Source organism: Manganibacter manganicus, from assembly GCF_002075885.1.
In the GTDB taxonomy this organism is placed as follows: domain Bacteria; phylum Pseudomonadota; class Alphaproteobacteria; order Rhizobiales; family Rhizobiaceae; genus Mesorhizobium; species Mesorhizobium manganicum.
Genome location: NZ_MDET01000022.1, coordinates 39,368 through 54,379, shown reverse-complemented (window position 1 = coordinate 54,379; position 15,012 = coordinate 39,368). Strand labels below are relative to the sequence as shown.

Sequence of the window (15,012 nt, the reverse complement as noted above, 5' to 3'; positions counted from 1 at the left end):
ATGGCCGTAGAAATGGCTGACGCCGGCGACATCGAGCGCCGCCGGTTTGCCTTCACGGTCGATTGTTCTCACATGCTGCAAGCAGTGCTCCTTTCCTCCCATTAATAAGACGGGAAGAAAGCCGGCTATTTGATGGTTATGGTTCCCTTGACGCCCTTGTCGGCGAGATCGGGCACCGACCATGTGTATTTGCCTGGCCGAACCGTATGGAACTGCACCAGTATGGTGCCCTTGTCGTCGAATTCCAGCCAGGCCGGGGCGCCGGCCATGTGAACCTCGAGATCGTCGATGACGATCTGGTCGACCCAGACATTGCGGAACAGATCGGTCATGAACTTGTATTCGAAGCCGCCCTCGGAGGTGATCTTCCAGCGATAGCCCTGGTTGGCAATCAGTTCGAAATCCTTGGTGTTGACGTCATAGTTGGAATCTTTCGAGCCGATGATCAGCTCCGGCACGTTCTGACTTGAACGCGTGTGCTGCGGCGCATCATCGTCATCGTCGGCCGCATGTGCCGCAAGGGGGCTAAGGCCAAGCCCCGTAAAGGCGATCAAGGCGATGGCGGTGCAAAATTTCATCATGTTCTCCCCGTTGGTTGCAATTTGGCAGGTGGTATGGAGCCTGATCCGAAAAGCCTGCGACTTTTCGGGACCGGGCTCTAGTTCGGTGCGACGATGACCCCCCAGGGCTCCTTGCCCACGGTGAGCGACTGGACAGGCTCGTCCGTCGCCGCATCGATGAAGGTGATGTCGTTGGAATTGCCGTTGGTGGAAATCAGCGTCTTCTGGTCCGGCGTGAACGCCAGATGCCAGACGCGCTGGCCGACGAGGATGTATTTCAGCACCTCGTAGGTCTTGGTATCGACCACCGCGACATGGTTGGCGGGACCGAGCGCGATATAGGCCTTCTTGCCGTCGGCGCTGATATTGACGCCGACCGGCTGGATCGTCTCGGCCCTGAGGCCGGGGATCTCGAAGGTGATCTTGTGCACCACCTCGCGCTTGGCGTTGTCGATGACGCTGACCGTGCCGCCGACCTCGGCGCTGACCCAGACCTGCGAACCGTCCGGCGTGAATTCGGCATAGCGCGGCCGGGTGTCGACCAGCACATTGTCGACCACTTCATGCGTCTCGGTGTCGATGAAATGCGCCATGCTGGTGGTCTCGGACGTATTGACCAGCACCTTGCCGTCCGGGCTTATCCCCATGCCTTCCGGCTCGACGCCGACCGGGATTTCCGAAAGCACCTTCTTGTTCTCGACATCGATGACGGTGACCAGATTGTCGTCCTCATTGGCGACGTAGAGCTTCTTGCCGTCGGGCGAGAGCACGAAAAGCTCGGGGTCCGGCCCGGACGGCAGCGAACTGACGATCTCCATGGTCGCGGTGTCGATGACCTCAACCGTGTCGTCGTCACTGGCGCACAGATAGATGAACTTGCCGTCATGCGAGATGGTGATGCCGCGCGGCCGCTGGCCGACATCGACCGTCTTGACCACCTTCATCGTGTCGGTGTCGACGACACTGATCGAATTGCCCTTCTCGTTGGAGACATAGGCGGTATAGGCGAAGGCGGGGCCGCCGGTGACGCTGGCGGCAAGCATGGCCAGGATCAATGCTCTTGGTCGCACCTGAATTCCTCCCGTTCGGTTCATTTGAGAACGCATTTGGTTTCCGGCTTGTCCACGCCGAGCGTGTCCAGTTCGGAAACCTGATGAAGATAGCCTTCCTGCGGCGAGGTCGAGATGACCGACCTGGTGTCGCCCAGCAGGATCGGCTGCCGAAGCTGAAGGTTCCAGTCGCGGAAGGTCAGCTTCTGCCCCTTGAAGGCGGCGACCGAAAACTTGTCGGAACGCAGATAGGCGTCCATCGTCTCGGGATCGGTGCCCTTGGCGCGGGTGGCCGCCTCGCCGACGACGCGAACCGCCGTCCATGCCAGCATGTCCTTGGACAGCATGCGCCGCCCGGTGGCCTTGAGGAAACGGCTCTGCATCTGAATGCCGGCCCATTGCTCGCTGGCCGGGTGCCAGGCCGAGGGCACGAGCCCGGTGGTTCCGGCCACCGGGCGCGGCATCCAGGTGCGGTATGGCACATAGGTGCCGAACACCTCGCTCTCGTCGGCGACCAGCATCACGTCGTAATCGGGAAGCCCCTGCGTGAAGGTCGAGATCAGCTTCTGGATCTGCACCGCGCCAGTGTCGGTGCGGCGCGCCGTGCCGGTGTCCTTGAATTCCTTCTCCGCCAGGATTTCGCCGCCGAAACGCGACGCGGCCCGGCGCAGCGCATTGGCAAAGAGATGGTCGCCCTCATGCGAACCGTAGATCAGCACCCATTTCGGCCAGCGCTTCCACATCAGATATTGCGCCAGCGCATCGGCCAGCATGGAGCGCGTCGGCGCGATGTGGAAGACGTTGATGCGGCAATTCTCTTCGCGCAAGCTGTCGTCGGTGGCGCCGATATTGAAGATCAGCACGCCCTTGTCGCGGGCGATGTCGGCGATCGCCAGAATTTGCCTGGCCGAAAGATCGGCCACCACATAGCGGTCGCCCTTGGCGACCAGTTGGTTGAAGGCGGCGACCGGATCGTCCTCGGGCTTGATCTGGATCGTGTCGAGGGTGAAATGCTGACGCAGGAACTTGCCGGTCGTGTCATTGTCGGCAATCGCCACATTGGCTCCGGCAATGCCTTCGTCCTCGGGCGGCTGGTCAAGCAGGGAAAGCGTCAGATGCGGCTTGAAAGCACGCAGATAGCCGATCCGGATTTCTGTGATCGGCTTTTCAGCCTTCTTCGCCGCCGTGGCCTGGGCCGGCTGTTCCTGCGCTATGGCAGATGAACCGTTAACCGCGAGGCCATTGACCGCAAGAGCAAGTGCGCCCAAGAAGACCGCGACGCTGCGTGGTCTCGCATCTGTCATAAACAAATAACCAATTCTCGCGCCAAAGTCCGAACTTGTCGGAAAAAAGCGAAGTCAAGGTGCCCGTGGCGGACTGTAATCAATTCGAAAAAATTATCAAACCCAGTGACCGTATTTTCCCCACAGGCAAGTTTTTTTCGTTATGATTATCCATTGCATAATGCATCGCGCCGGTGAAACTGTTCCGGACAGACTGGAGTTACAATCCGCATGATCAAGGTTCTGGTGCCATGACCAAGATGCTGGCCAGCGTGACGGGGCCGCAGGAGGCGCAGATCGCGCTTTCGGAAGGCGTCGATATCATCGATCTGAAAGACCCGAAGGCCGGCGCGCTGGGCGCGGCGACCATTCTCGCCATCACGGAAACGGTGATGCTGATTGCCGGCCGCCGGCCGGTCAGCGCGGTTTGCGGCGACCTGCCGATGGAACCGCGAACCATCCGCGCCAAGGTCGAGGAGATTGCCGCTACCGGCGTCGATTATGTCAAGATCGGTTTCTTTCCTTCCCAGGCCGCCGCCGATTGCGCCCGCGCGCTCAAGCCGTTAGCCGGCAAGGCAAAGCTGATCGCGGTGCTGTTTGCCGATCTCGACCCGGACTTGAGCCTGTTGCCGGTTTTTGCCGAAAGCGGCTTTGGCGGCGTCATGCTCGACACGGCGAAAAAGGGGCAGGGGCGGCTGCTCGATCACATGCCGCTGGTCGACATCGATGCCTTCGTGCGTCGCGCCAGGGAAGCGGGGCTTGAAGTCGGGCTGGCCGGCTCGCTGGAAGCGCCGGATGTGCCGCGCCTGTTGACGTTCGGACCTGACTTTCTCGGCTTTCGCGGTGCGCTTTGCGATGCCTCGGTGCGCACTGACGCCATCAGCGCCGAGGCGGTGGCGCAAATCCGCGACCTGATACCGGAAGAGCGCAAGGCCGGAAGTTCGGCAAGCGTCGATTACCGGCTTCTGGCGGCGCGCGGCTATTCGCCCGATGCCATCGACCCGACACTCGGCACAGACCGCATCTTCGTACGCGATTTCGTGCTGCCGGTGGAGATCGGTGCCTATTCCTTCGAGCACGGTCACACCCAAACGGTACGTTTCGACGTCAGCGCCGATGTGCTGCGCGTTACCGATCATCCTGAAGACATGCGCCATGTCTTTTCGTACGACATCATCATGGACGGCATTCGCGCCATCGTCGCGCGCGGCCATGTGCAGTTGAGCGAAACGCTGGCCGAGCAGATCGCCACCATGGTGCTGGAGCATCCGCGCGTGGCGCGCGTCGTCGTCAAGGTGGAAAAGCTGGAGTTGGGGCCGGGTGGCGTCGGCGTCGAGATCGAGCGCAAGCGCGCCAAGCAGCAGCGCGCCACGGGCCCGCGTGGCGCGAGCGGCGAGACGCAGACCGTGTTTGCCGGCGGTGGCCGGAAAGGCCGCCACTCTTGAAGGCAGTCGTCGTCAAGCTCGGCGGAAGCACGTCGCGCGAGGCGCAGGGGCCGGTCTGGATTGCCGCGCTGGCAAAAGCGGCGCTGCCGCTGGTGATCGTGCCGGGCGGCGGGCCGTTTGCCGACGCGGTGCGTGCCGCGCAGGCAGATATGGGCTTTTCCGATCGTGCCGCGCATGCGATGGCAGTTCTTGCCATGGAACAGTTCGCCCACCTTATTCTCGACGAGCAACCCGTTGCCGATGGCCGGCCCCGGCTGGTCGGCGTCCGCTCTTTTCCTGAAATGCAAGCCGCGCTGGCTGCAGGCCGCATTCCGGTCTGGCTGCCGTCCTGCATGGCGCTGGAGGCGCACGACATTCGCGAATCCTGGGACGTGACCTCCGATTCCCTCGCCGCATGGCTGGCCGGCAAGCTGACGGGGCAAACCTTGCTGCTGATCAAGCAGAGCGGTGACTTTTCAGAAGGCGATACGGCCGTCAGCCTGATGCAACGCGGCATTCTCGATGCCGGCTTTGCCGAAATGCTGCCGCAAGGCGTGGAATTGCGGCTGGCCGGGCCGAACGATGCGCCTGCAGCCGCCAGCATCCTTGCTTCGGGCAGGCTGCCCGGCGTGGCGATAAAGTCCGCGCAAGCCGTGGAAAGGACCGTGTGATGGGCAAGCTCTCCGTTCCGCGCTGGGCGTGGGTGCTGACCGGATCGGGGCACTTCTTCACCGAGAGTTTCGAGCTTATTCACGACCTGCAGAATTGCGACGTCTTTGTCTCGAAAGCCGCGGCGGAAGTGCTGCGCATGTACAAGCTGAAACTCGATTTTCCCGAGACCACCCGCGTGCTGCACGACAAGACGGCCAGCGCCATTCCGGTCGGCGAATTCTACCATGGTGTCTATCATACGGTGGTGATGGCGCCGGCCAGTTCCAATACGGTGGCCAAATGCGTATTCGGCATTTCCGACACGCTGGCCACGAATGTCTTTGCGCAGGCCGGCAAATGCCGAGTGCCGGCCATCGTCTTCGCCTGCGATACCGCGCCGGAGCTTGAAACCATGGCGCCACACGGGCTGGTCAAGGTTTATCCGCGCCGCATCGACCTTGAAAACACCGAACGCCTGAAAACGTTCGAGCGAACGCAGGTGGTGGAATCGCTGGCCGACCTGCGCGCCGCGATAAGTCGTCGGAAGTCCGAGCTGGAAGGTCATGGCTGAGCGTTGGGCCTTCCTGACCGGTCATCTGGCCAGGGTGCGGCTGGAGCGCCTGCTTGCCGGCCTCGGCGAAACCGACTTTGCCTGGGAGGTGATCGATATCGGCGTCAAGGTCGCGGCCTTGATGAGCGAGGAAATCATTTCCCGTCGTCTCAAGCTGCCTCAAGGCATCAGCCGGGTCATTCTGCCGGGGCGTTACCGTGGCTCGCTGGAAGGGTTGGAAGTGCGTTTCGGCGTGCCGTTTGAGCGCGGTCCCGATGAGGTCGCCGATCTTCCGGCCTATCTCGGCAGGCCGGGCGGGCCACCCGATCTTTCCCGCCATGACATGCGCATCTTCGCCGAGATCGTCGATGCCTCGACGCTGCCGCTCGATGATCTGCTCAAGCGCGCGCGCCGGCTTGCCGATGGCGGCGCCGATGTGATCGACATCGGCTGCCTGCCCGACACGCCGTTTCCGGGCCTTGCAGATGCCGTGCGGACGCTGAAAGGAGAGGGGCTTTCGGTCAGCGTGGATTCCGCCAACATCGGGGAGTTGGAGACGGGCGCGCGCGCCGGCGCCGATTACCTGCTCAGCCTCAACGAAAACACGCTGGCGCTTGCCGGCGATTATCCGGTGACGCCGATCCTGATTCCGGCCAATCCCGGCGATCTGGATTCACTTGGCCGCGCCATAGCCGCCGCGCAGGACGCCGGCATTGCCTTTATTGCCGATCCGGTGCTGGATCCGATCCATTTCGGCTTTGCCGCTTCGCTCGGCCGCTTCATCGAGGCGCGCCGCCGCTGGCCGGATATCGAATTGATGATGGGCACAGGCAATCTGACCGAGTTGACCGACGCCGACAGCTCCGGCGTGACCGCAATTCTGGCCGGCCTGTGCTCGGAACTGGAAATCCGCAATGTGCTGACCGTCCATGTTTCGCCGCACACGGTTCGCACCGTCGAGGAGCACGATATCGCCCGACGCATGCTCTATGCAGCTAAACGCGACGGCGCGCTGCCGCGCGGCTATCACGCCGGGCTGTTGCAGGTGCATGACCGCAAGCCGTTCGCCTTTTCAGCCGAAGATATCACCCAGCTTGCCGGCGAACTGCGCGACGCCAATTTCCGCATCGCCACCACGGAGGAAGGCGTCCATATCTTCAGCGGCAAGGGGCATGAAGTGGCCACCGACGCGTTCGAGCTTTTCCCCGGCCTTGGCGTGGAAAACGATGGCGCACATGCCTTCTATCTCGGTGCCGAACTGATGAAGGCCGAAATCGCCTGGCGCCTCGGCAAGCGCTACGCGCAGGACGAGCCGCTGGCGTGGGGTGCGGCAGCGCCGGCGCCGGAGGCCGACCGCACGCGGCTGAAGCAGGCCGGCCATACGTTAACGGCCAAGAAGGGGGACCGGTGATGCCCTATATCCGCGAATGTATCGTCACCACCGTGAACCGGGCGGGCAGGGTGCATATCGCCCCGCTCGGCATCATTGCCCAAGATGACGGTTGGGTGATCGCGCCGTTCCGTCCCTCCACGACGCTCGACAATCTCACGCAGGTTCCCTTTGCGGTCGCCAGCTATACCGACGATGTGCGCATCTTTGCCGGTTGCCTGACGGGCCGCAAGGACTGGCCGACCGTGCCGCTGGCGGGCTTTGCCGTTCCAAGGCTGGCGGCTGCGCTCGCTCATTCGGCGTTGGAGGTGGAAAGCGTGGCCGACGATGGCGCGCGCCCGCGCCATTTCTGCCGCGTGCTGGACGAGGCCGTGCATGCGCCCTTCACCGGCCTCAACCGGGCCAAGGCGGCGGTGCTGGAGCTCGCCATTCTGGTCAGCCGGCTCGGCATGCTGCCGGAAGAGAAGATCGATGCCGAGATCGCCTATCTGACGATTGCCATCGACAAGACCGCCGGCCCGCAGGAACGGGAAGCCTGGGACTGGCTCATGCAGCGTGTGAAGCAGCACAAGGCCGGGCTATGACCTATGCCGCGTCGGCAGCCAGCAAGGCCACGGCGGAAGCCGGCCCGGCGGATCGCGCTTCGCCGCGCATGCTGTCATCGGCGGGGATGAGATCGCCGAAATCCGCATAGCGGCGCTGCATCCTCTCAGCCAGCCGGACGATCTGGGTGTGGCCGATGCCCGCACCGACAACGGGCACGGATGGCGGCAAGCCTGTCGCAACCAGAACCGCGGCGTCATGCACCTGCCGAAGCTGACGTTCGCTGAACCAGCTTGCGATCTGTTGCCATTCCTGCGCAGGCAGGTCGGCGGCATCGCGGCCCAGCAGATGCGCCAGCCGCGAAATCGAGCCGTCCACCGTCTTGGGCTTGCCGTCGACCGTCGGGTGCTTGTCGTCGTCCTCGTTGAGCACGCCGAGAATGCGATGCACATCGGCCATGGCGGCGAAATACTCGTTCATCAGCGGCGTCATGCGCCCGCCGACCGGCGCCGATTGAGCAAGTGCAAAGGGGAAGCTGCGGGTAAAGCCGGTATAGACCAGTTCACCGGTCAACAACCTGCCGGCGTCGGTTCCGCCCTGATTGGCGACCCGGTTACCGCGCAGCGCCAGAATATCGGTGGTGGTCGAGCCCATATCGACAAACAGGGCCTCGCCGGTCAGCTTCGCCACCAGTGAGGCGGTGGCGTGCCAATTGGCGGACGCGACCTTGAGCGGCATGGTGCGGGCCTTGTCGCGCGTCACGAAACCGGCCGACACCGTGTAGATCAGCCTGTCGCCCGTCGGGAAATGCCGTTCGATCACATCGATCAGGCCGCGAACGCCTTCTTCACGCGTGGCGAATACATCCGAGAGTTCGCCCGTCATGGTGAAGGCCAGCCTGACGGCGCCACGGTAAAGAGGTGCGGCTTCGGAAAGGGCGGCGTCAAGGCAATCCAGCCCTTCCCAGATCGGCGTGGCGAAGGTCTGCGCCGCCACGAGGCGCTTCGCTTCAGCCCGTGCGATCTTGAGATGGGCACCGCCAATATCGAAGCCGGCGACGACGCTCTTTTCTTTTTCCATGGTTCAGGCTTTCATGTCGTGAGTTGAAACTTTGGAGGTCGAAACGGTGCGCATCATCCCGGTTCTCGATCTGAAAGACGGTCAGGTGGTCCATGCCAGGAAGGGGCAGCGCGACCTCTACCGGCCGATCGAAACGCCGCTGAGCCCGACCTCCGAGCCGGCTTCCGTGGCGGCCGGCCTGCGCTCGCTCTACCCGTTTCCCACATTCTATATCGCCGATCTGAACGCCATTGCCGGCGGCCTGCCGAATGACGAAGCGCTGGCGGCGCTGCGCGGAATGAAGCTGCAGCCGCAATTGTGGGTCGATGCGGGCATTGCCGAAAGCGGGCCGCTGGCGGCAGCGCTGGAAAAGCCTTGGCTGCGGCCGGTTCTCGGCACCGAATCGCAGAAGGATGCCTGGCTGCTGGCGCGTTTTGCCGGCCACCCCAACCTGATTCTGTCGCTCGATTTTCCGGGTGCGGATTTCCATGGCCCTGCCGGCATTTTCGACAATGTGGATCTGTGGCCACAGACGGTGATCGTCATGACGCTGGCCAGGGTCGGAGCCGCAGGCGGTCCCGATTTCGAGCGGCTGCAAGCGATCAAGGCCAGGGCCGGAAAGCGGGCAATCATCGCCGCCGGCGGCGTTCGCGGCGCCGACGATATTCGCAGCCTTGCCGAACTTGGCATAGACGGCGCGCTCGTCGCCACCTGCCTGCATAGCGGCACGCTGACGCCCGACCAGATTAAGACCCTGCACAGCTAACAAGCCGGCGAAGAGAATGTTCCTCGCCGGCTTTCCGGTTCACAGAGCGCGACGACGTTCAAGTGAACGCAGTCGCTTCAAGTTTCTGTCTTTGACGCATGATCGTGTCCGAAAAGTCTGCGACTTTTCTGGATCAAGCTCTAGAAACCCAGACTTTTCATCAGCCGGCGCAACAGACCATCCGGCGTCGCAGAGGGTTCTACCTGTGCGGGGCTGTCTCTTGTCTAAGCCGCGAACGGATGCTTGACCTTGTCGCGCTGCGCCGTCGCCTCGGCTGCCGTCGGCGTGCCCTCGACGGCGCGCTTGATGGCTTCCTTGGTGGCTTCGTAATTGTACTGCTGGATCTTGGCATCGTCGGCCGCGTCCCAGTGGATGAACACACCGACGCAGATGAACACGTCGTCCGCCTCATTGGCCGGGATGACGCCGTCGGCAACGCTGTCCTGCACCGCCTTGGCAACCGCATGCTGGGCCGGGCCGAACATCTGCACCGCCTGCTTGGCGCCCTTGATGGTGACCTTGTTGAACATCACCGTATTGGGCTTGCAGGCGAGGTTGGGCGCGATGACGGCCAGCAGCGAGGTGAAGCCGTCCTTGTTGTTGGTCAGCGCGTTGCAGAAGGCGGACTCGACCGCGCTGCCGCGTGGCCCGATCAGAAGATCGACATGCGCGACCTCATTGCCGTCGCCGACAAGCGACTCGCCCACCATTACCTTTGAAATCTTTGCCATGCCAATTTCCTCCAGACACAATTATGATGCCCATTGACGCCGCTACCGAGCGAGCGCTCGATGGACAGCTATCCTTGTTGGCAGCGCCCGAAGCGGGCCGGTTGGCTAGATAGCAGCGAAAGCACCTGCCTCCGCTGGATCAAAGTGAAGCATCAATGCCGGTTTTATGCAAGGCGTTGGCTCAAGCCTTGGCCTAAAAGACAAGCCACGGTCAGATCGGCGCTGGTGCCGGGGTTGATGCCGCGCGCTTTCAGACGCCGGTCGAACTCCGTCAGCAGGCTGATGCGCGTTTCGTCACCGGACAGGCCGGATAGTTCGGCGGCGACGGTTCGGGCCTCCCGCCGGACATCAGCCGCGACGTCAAGGCCGTGCTTGCGCGCGACATGGCTGTCGGGAAAATCGGACAGAAACGCCATATAGACGGCGACCGTCGGCCACATGCCGCTTTCGCCGCGCGATGTTGCCGCGCGCCAGGCGGCAAGCCCGGTGTCGAATATCGCTTCGTAGCCGCTGACATACTGGCTGGCGATCATGTCGCGGTCGGCGGCCTCGGCCATGGCGTCCAACAGGCCGATGCGGGGCGCCTCGCGCACATCGTTTTCCGCCGTGCCAAGGCCGCCGGGCGAGGCGAGCGCGATGGCCGAGAAGACGGCGGCGGCGTCGTCCATGTCGAGATTTTCCAGAACGGTGCGCAGATTGGCGCGCAAATCCGGGCCGGGCCGCTCCGCGGCGGCGAGCAAGGGGGCGGCCAGCAGCACGATGCCGAGATTGGTGTTGGTGGCGACCGCTTCGCGCGTCGCCCGGATGGCGGCAAGGATGCGCTGGCCGACCGGCCGGCCGGGCTCGCACAACGGAGCCGCCGACACGTCGGCGCTGGTGAGGAACTGTGCGGCCGACATGCGATGCCCATCGGCGAAGACATGCACATTGCCCGGCTTCAGCGCCTCGATCTCGGCGCGGCAGGCAGCGCGATAGGCATCCATAAGTTGTTCGCGCGATATCATCGCCGCTCACGCACCTGCCGCGACAAGCGGCATTAGGTCTGGCTCTCCGGCCGGCCTGCGGTTTTGCAGAAAGGCCAGCAGGGCATCGGCGACAGCACCGGCGATATTGGTTTCGACCACCGTTTGCAGGCCCGACCATGCGGGCATGCTGTTGACTTCGAGCACGAAGGCCGCGCCGTTTTCCGCCTTGATGACATCGACGCCGGCAAAGCGGGCGCCGACGGCCCGCGCCGCGGCCACCGCCAGGCTTTCCAGCAGGCTCTTGTCCGAGGGATCCACCTGCTCGGGCACGCCGCCCTGATTGACATTGGTGATCCAGGACGCGCCGCGCCGGCACATCATCGCCACGGCCTTGTCGGCACAGACAAAGACGCGGAAATCGCGGAAGGGCGGTCCCTGCCGCGCTACATAATGTTGCAGATAATAAACGCCGTCGATTTCTTCTTCCGGCGGCAGGTCGGCCAGCGTATCGATCATCCTGATGCCGCGCCCCTGCGCGCCGAACAGCGGCTTCAGCACCAGCCGCGCCTTCGGCAGTTCGCGCGCCGCAATCGCCCGCGCGGCGGCCAGCCCCTCCACCGCAAAGGTCGGCGGCGTCGGCACCCCCGCCTTTTCTAGCACGAAGGTGGTCGTCGATTTATCGACGCAGCGTTCGACTGCCGCCGCCGGATTCCATACCGGCACGCCAAGCCCGCCCAGCGCATGCAGCACACCGAGGCGGCGTGTCACCGCCTCGAACGAACCCGCCCCGATGGAGCGCACCAGCACCGCGTCCGGCAAGGTGCCGGCGAAGCCTGGAATGGCAAGGCCGCTGGCGCTGCCGGTGTCGAAGGCGATCTCCGCCAGCGGCACGGTCTCAGCCATCGCGCCACGGGCGTTCAAGGCTGCGGCAAGGCTGCGGCTTTGCGGCGCTTCCGGCCTTTCATTGACGACAAGGATTTTGGGGATCATGCGGCGGATACGTTCTTTTGGGGTTCGTGCTTCGAAGGCCGCAGCGAGGATAGGGCCGGCATCATGATATGCGTCACCCCAGGCTGCGTTCGAGCATGGCGAGGTCGCGGCCGCCGGCACGGAAGGTGTCACCGCTGTCGATTGCGCTCACCACGATTTCGGCCGGGCTGAACAGCAACGGGTCGATCGCGTAGAAATCGCCCTTGAAGCGTTTGAATATCTCGGCGAAAGGCTGGCCGAAATCGCGCGAGGCGCGGCTGGGCAGGGCTTCCGCCAATTCGCGCGCCGCCGCGGCCGAACCGCGCACGAAAAGCTGCACGCTGCCGCCATAGATGATAGCGTCGTTGGTGCGGCCCATGGCGGTCAGGAAATCGGGATGCGGCGCTGGCACCGGCGCGATGCCGACGCCCTCGGCAATATCGTCCAGCGGGAAGCCCAGATCATTGGCCTTGTGCAGCGCCACCTCCAGCACCCGCGCGACGATCTGCACCGTGCCGGCAAGGCTTTGCGTGGGGGCATAGAGAAAGGTCAGCTTGTCGGCGGTGATGCCGGTTGCCTTCGCCACCTTGTCGACCACCGCTTCGGGCGGCGGTTTGGCCGTTTCCAATATCAGAAGCGCCGAAGCGGCTTTGTCGCGATAGGCGAACTTTTCATAGAGCGGCTCGACCCGCGCCAGCGCGCGCGCCGGGCCGGAGCCCATGGCGAAATAGTCGCCGGCCGAGAGGTTCCAGCCGGCATACTGGCTGCCGAGGCAGGCCACCGCCGGCTGCGAGGAGCCGACCTGCACGGCAAGCGGGTAGCGGGTGCCGCCGCGCTCCATCACCGTGGCGATGCGGCCAAGCCCTCCCATCGCCGCCTCGGCCATGGCAAGGCCGGCCTCAAGGCTGCCCGGCGCCTTGGCGCCGGCGTCGATCAGGCATTCGCCGCGCGGCCCGGTCGAGACCGTGACGCGCAGGCGCTCGGCGTCACGCTTCATGCGTTCGGCGATTTGGCGCGCATTATCGTTGAGCATGGCCGAGCCGTCCTTCATGGCCCGCCTCCTTCCCAGTGAGATTGCAGGCTGAGTGCGTTGGCCTTGAGCGCTTTGCAAGTTGCGGCGACGCTCAGGCCACGGGCGAAAATCGTGCAGACCGGGTCGCCTGCCGCGAGTTGGGTGCCGGGCGACTGGCGGTCGGCGGCCCAGTCCGGCCAGGCGAACGCCGGAAAGCTGGCGATGGGCGCGTCCGTATAGGCGATCATCGAGGCCATTGCGTCGGTGAACTCCGGCAGGCGGAACGGCCTTCCGGCCGAGGCATCGAGATGTGCCGTGATGAGCGGCGCTTTATGATCGTCGAAAATGTCGAGCGTGGCACCGGGGCGCGGATTGATCTCAATCAGCGTATAGCCGGAGCCCGAACGAATGAAATCGGCGCTGCACAGGCCGACCAGATTGGCATGGCGTGCCAGTGCGCGCAGCCAGCCGCCGATCCGTTCGGCTGTGTCGCGCGGGAAGCGCCTCAGCCGTACCGCGCCGCCATAGCGATAGGGGGCGCCGGGTGCGCGCGCCACCCATTGCCGGCTGAAGCCGACGATGCGCGTGTCCTTGCCGGCGGCCACGAACAGCGCCGAAACGCTGTTGCCTTCGACGAAGCGCTGGAAATAGCGGCCGGCGGGCAGCGGTTCGCCGTTGGCGCGGCCGATATGGCTGCCGCCGGCGCCGCCGCTGGTCTTGACCACCCAGTTTTCAGGGTCCGCCGGCGTTTTCCAGGAGATTTCGGGATGCGGGATATCGAGTTCGGCGCAGGCGCGCGCCAGCCTGTCGGGATCCTTTACCGCGCGGATCGCCTCGCCGCCGCAGCCGGCGACCGGGAAATGGCGGGCGAGGCTGTCGACAAGTTCCGGCCGGCGCTCGAAGCCGGAGCCAAGCACCAGCGCCGCCGGCCGCTCGTCGCCGGTCAATTGCCGCAGCGCCGGGACCAACCCATCGCCGGCCATGCCGCTGTGCAGGTCGCCGGGCAGCTTCATGGCGTGCTCGGCCAGCGCCACCGTGTCGCAATCGCGAAACAGATCAACGACCAGCGGCCGATGACCGGCGCGACGCGCGGCGGCAGCCAGCGCGCGGCCGGAAATCGACGCGATCAGCAGCGCGCCGTTTTTACTTGGCGATTTCGCGGGCGAGGGCAAATGCGTCATGGAAGTCGAACGTGACCGTCTTGTCGGAATCGATCATCTTGCGGAAGAGACCGGCCTGAACCTTGTATTTCACATTGCCGGTGGCCAGCGCGCCGATGCCGACAATTTCCGTCGCTTCGATCCGTTCGCCATCGGCCTGGACGTCAAGCCCCTCGATGCCGGGCGGCGGCACCGCGTTGATGTCGGCGGCGACCAGCAGGCCGGTCCCGGATAGCTGCTTTTTCGAAAGCACCTGCACCCCGGCCTTGGCGCAGGACAGCACGACGTCGCTGGCCTCGACCAGCTTGCGCTTTTCCGCCTCGCCGGACGCGTCGGCGGCCGCTATCTTCAGCTTGAAGCGCTGCTCCATGCCGGCGGCGATGTTCAACACCCGCTTGGCGCCGTCATGGCCGGCGAGCGTGACATGCGCACCCTCGCGCGCGGCCAGAACGGCGGCGCAGAAACCGACGACCCCGGTGGCGCCGAAGATGGTGAGACGCGCATCCTTGAGGCCGCGCTTGAAATGTTTTTCCAGCGCCTTTTCCACCTTGGCCACCATGGCCGCCGCCGTGGTGAAGGAGCCGGCGGGGTCGGCGAACACCGAAAGCTGGAAGGGCGGTACCATCGCCTTCCTGGCTGCCACGGACATGTCGAGCGCGAGCGGCGCATCCTTGCCGGCGATGAACACGCCGGTATCGGCGCCGGCATCGGGCGGGCGCGAGAAGATGGCGTCCTGCACCAGCCCGGTGACGTCGCCCAGTTCCACGCCGACATAGGGCACGATGGCATCGAAGCCGGCGTCGAGCGCCATGTTCACGTCGAACGGGCTGATCTGCTTCAACGGTGTCAGCATGTGCAGTATGTGCTTGCGGGTCATTTTACCTCTCATTTCGTGAAGTC

General features: G+C 64.2%; 16 protein-coding genes. 6 read left to right on the top strand and 10 right to left on the bottom strand.

Annotated features, from left to right (window positions below; genetic code table 11):
* Positions 1 to 125: 125 nt before the first annotated feature.
* The 3 genes from BFN67_RS14270 to BFN67_RS14260 form a co-directional block, all read right to left on the bottom strand.
* Positions 126 to 581: a hypothetical protein gene (locus tag BFN67_RS14270; RefSeq protein WP_245295245.1), complete on the bottom strand. Its 456-nt coding sequence runs from the start codon at positions 579 to 581 to the stop codon at positions 126 to 128.
* A 77-nt stretch (positions 582 to 658) separates the two neighbouring features.
* Positions 659 to 1,603: a YVTN family beta-propeller repeat protein gene (locus BFN67_RS14265; protein ID WP_245295248.1), complete on the bottom strand. Its 945-nt coding sequence runs from the start codon at positions 1,601 to 1,603 to the stop codon at positions 659 to 661.
* 47 nt (positions 1,604 to 1,650) lie between these two features.
* Complete coding sequence (locus BFN67_RS14260) at positions 1,651 to 2,913, bottom strand: ABC transporter substrate-binding protein (RefSeq protein ID WP_080919901.1); 1,263 nt, start codon at positions 2,911 to 2,913, stop codon at positions 1,651 to 1,653.
* Positions 2,914 to 3,143: 230 nt separating this feature from the next.
* On the opposite strand from BFN67_RS14260, the gene BFN67_RS14255 reads away from it, so the two are divergent.
* Genes BFN67_RS14255 through BFN67_RS14235 form a run of 5 tightly spaced genes read left to right on the top strand, consistent with a single transcriptional unit; the run spans position 3,144 to position 7,491 of the window.
* Entirely contained in the window at positions 3,144 to 4,337 is a 1,194-nt protein-coding gene (locus BFN67_RS14255; RefSeq protein WP_080920222.1) for a (5-formylfuran-3-yl)methyl phosphate synthase, read from the top strand.
* Positions 4,334 to 4,987, top strand: coding sequence for an amino acid kinase family protein (locus BFN67_RS14250; RefSeq protein ID WP_080920221.1), 654 nt, complete (start codon positions 4,334 to 4,336; stop codon positions 4,985 to 4,987). The genes BFN67_RS14255 and BFN67_RS14250 overlap by 4 nt, the downstream gene beginning before the upstream one ends.
* Entirely contained in the window at positions 4,987 to 5,538 is a 552-nt protein-coding gene (locus BFN67_RS14245; RefSeq protein WP_080920220.1) for a flavoprotein, read from the top strand. The genes BFN67_RS14250 and BFN67_RS14245 overlap by 1 nt, the downstream gene beginning before the upstream one ends.
* Complete coding sequence (locus tag BFN67_RS14240; protein WP_080920219.1) at positions 5,531 to 6,928, top strand: DUF6513 domain-containing protein; 1,398 nt, start codon at positions 5,531 to 5,533, stop codon at positions 6,926 to 6,928. Before BFN67_RS14245 ends, BFN67_RS14240 begins: the two co-directional genes overlap by 8 nt.
* Positions 6,928 to 7,491 (top strand): DUF447 domain-containing protein, encoded by a 564-nt coding sequence (locus tag BFN67_RS14235; RefSeq protein ID WP_080920218.1) that lies wholly within the window; start codon positions 6,928 to 6,930, stop codon positions 7,489 to 7,491. Before BFN67_RS14240 ends, BFN67_RS14235 begins: the two co-directional genes overlap by 1 nt.
* Position 7,492: 1 nt before the next feature.
* On the opposite strand, the gene BFN67_RS14230 is transcribed toward BFN67_RS14235, so the two are convergent.
* Positions 7,493 to 8,530: a hydantoinase/oxoprolinase family protein gene (locus BFN67_RS14230; RefSeq protein ID WP_080920217.1), complete on the bottom strand. Its 1,038-nt coding sequence runs from the start codon at positions 8,528 to 8,530 to the stop codon at positions 7,493 to 7,495.
* A 31-nt stretch (positions 8,531 to 8,561) separates the two neighbouring features.
* Between BFN67_RS14230 and BFN67_RS14225 the strand changes: the two genes are divergently transcribed.
* Positions 8,562 to 9,275 carry a HisA/HisF-related TIM barrel protein gene (locus BFN67_RS14225; protein ID WP_245295265.1) on the top strand — a complete coding sequence of 238 codons (714 nt, stop codon included), beginning with the start codon at positions 8,562 to 8,564 and terminating at the stop codon, positions 9,273 to 9,275.
* Between the two features lie 224 nt (positions 9,276 to 9,499).
* On the opposite strand, the gene fae is transcribed toward BFN67_RS14225, so the two are convergent.
* The 6 genes from fae to BFN67_RS14195 all read right to left on the bottom strand — a co-directional run bounded on the left by fae (position 9,500) and on the right by BFN67_RS14195 (position 14,989).
* Positions 9,500 to 10,006 (bottom strand): formaldehyde-activating enzyme, encoded by a 507-nt coding sequence (gene fae / locus BFN67_RS14220; RefSeq protein WP_080920216.1) that lies wholly within the window; start codon positions 10,004 to 10,006, stop codon positions 9,500 to 9,502.
* Positions 10,007 to 10,170: 164 nt separating this feature from the next.
* A complete protein-coding gene (locus BFN67_RS14215; protein ID WP_080920215.1) occupies positions 10,171 to 11,010 on the bottom strand; it encodes a triphosphoribosyl-dephospho-CoA synthase in 840 nt (279 codons plus the stop codon).
* A 6-nt stretch (positions 11,011 to 11,016) separates the two neighbouring features.
* Complete coding sequence (locus BFN67_RS14210) at positions 11,017 to 11,961, bottom strand: ATP-grasp domain-containing protein (protein WP_080920236.1); 945 nt, start codon at positions 11,959 to 11,961, stop codon at positions 11,017 to 11,019.
* 73 nt (positions 11,962 to 12,034) lie between these two features.
* Positions 12,035 to 12,991, bottom strand: a complete 957-nt coding sequence (gene mch / locus BFN67_RS14205) for a methenyltetrahydromethanopterin cyclohydrolase (RefSeq protein WP_080920214.1) — start codon at positions 12,989 to 12,991, stop codon at positions 12,035 to 12,037.
* Entirely contained in the window at positions 12,988 to 14,133 is a 1,146-nt protein-coding gene (locus BFN67_RS14200) for an ATP-grasp domain-containing protein (RefSeq protein WP_080920213.1), read from the bottom strand. The genes mch and BFN67_RS14200 overlap by 4 nt, the downstream gene beginning before the upstream one ends.
* The gene (locus BFN67_RS14195; protein WP_080920212.1) at positions 14,096 to 14,989 is read right to left on the bottom strand and encodes an NAD(P)-dependent methylenetetrahydromethanopterin dehydrogenase; all 894 of its coding nucleotides are present in this window, start codon (positions 14,987 to 14,989) and stop codon (positions 14,096 to 14,098) included. Before BFN67_RS14195 ends, BFN67_RS14200 begins: the two co-directional genes overlap by 38 nt.
* Positions 14,990 to 15,012 lie beyond the last annotated feature (23 nt).

Bases quoted from the DNA above. Each gene is read 5' to 3' on its own strand.
- BFN67_RS14260 (WP_080919901.1), bottom strand. From the start codon at position 2,913: ATGACAGATGCGAGACCACGCAGCGTCGCGGTCTTCTTGGGCGCACTT.
- BFN67_RS14245 (WP_080920220.1), top strand. From the start codon at position 4,987: ATGGGCAAGCTCTCCGTTCCGCGCTGGGCGTGGGTGCTGACCGGATCG.
- BFN67_RS14265 (WP_245295248.1), bottom strand. From the start codon at position 1,603: ATGCTTGCCGCCAGCGTCACCGGCGGCCCCGCCTTCGCCTATACCGCC.
- BFN67_RS14235 (WP_080920218.1), top strand. From the start codon at position 6,928: ATGCCCTATATCCGCGAATGTATCGTCACCACCGTGAACCGGGCGGGC.
- BFN67_RS14270 (WP_245295245.1), bottom strand. From the start codon at position 581: ATGATGAAATTTTGCACCGCCATCGCCTTGATCGCCTTTACGGGGCTT.
- BFN67_RS14255 (WP_080920222.1), top strand. From the start codon at position 3,144: ATGACCAAGATGCTGGCCAGCGTGACGGGGCCGCAGGAGGCGCAGATC.
- BFN67_RS14195 (WP_080920212.1), bottom strand. From the start codon at position 14,989: ATGACCCGCAAGCACATACTGCACATGCTGACACCGTTGAAGCAGATC.
- mch (WP_080920214.1), bottom strand. From the start codon at position 12,991: ATGAAGGACGGCTCGGCCATGCTCAACGATAATGCGCGCCAAATCGCC.
- BFN67_RS14240 (WP_080920219.1), top strand. From the start codon at position 5,531: ATGGCTGAGCGTTGGGCCTTCCTGACCGGTCATCTGGCCAGGGTGCGG.
- BFN67_RS14230 (WP_080920217.1), bottom strand. From the start codon at position 8,530: ATGGAAAAAGAAAAGAGCGTCGTCGCCGGCTTCGATATTGGCGGTGCC.
- fae (WP_080920216.1), bottom strand. From the start codon at position 10,006: ATGGCAAAGATTTCAAAGGTAATGGTGGGCGAGTCGCTTGTCGGCGAC.
- BFN67_RS14215 (WP_080920215.1), bottom strand. From the start codon at position 11,010: ATGATATCGCGCGAACAACTTATGGATGCCTATCGCGCTGCCTGCCGC.
- BFN67_RS14210 (WP_080920236.1), bottom strand. From the start codon at position 11,961: ATGATCCCCAAAATCCTTGTCGTCAATGAAAGGCCGGAAGCGCCGCAA.
- BFN67_RS14200 (WP_080920213.1), bottom strand. From the start codon at position 14,133: ATGACGCATTTGCCCTCGCCCGCGAAATCGCCAAGTAAAAACGGCGCG.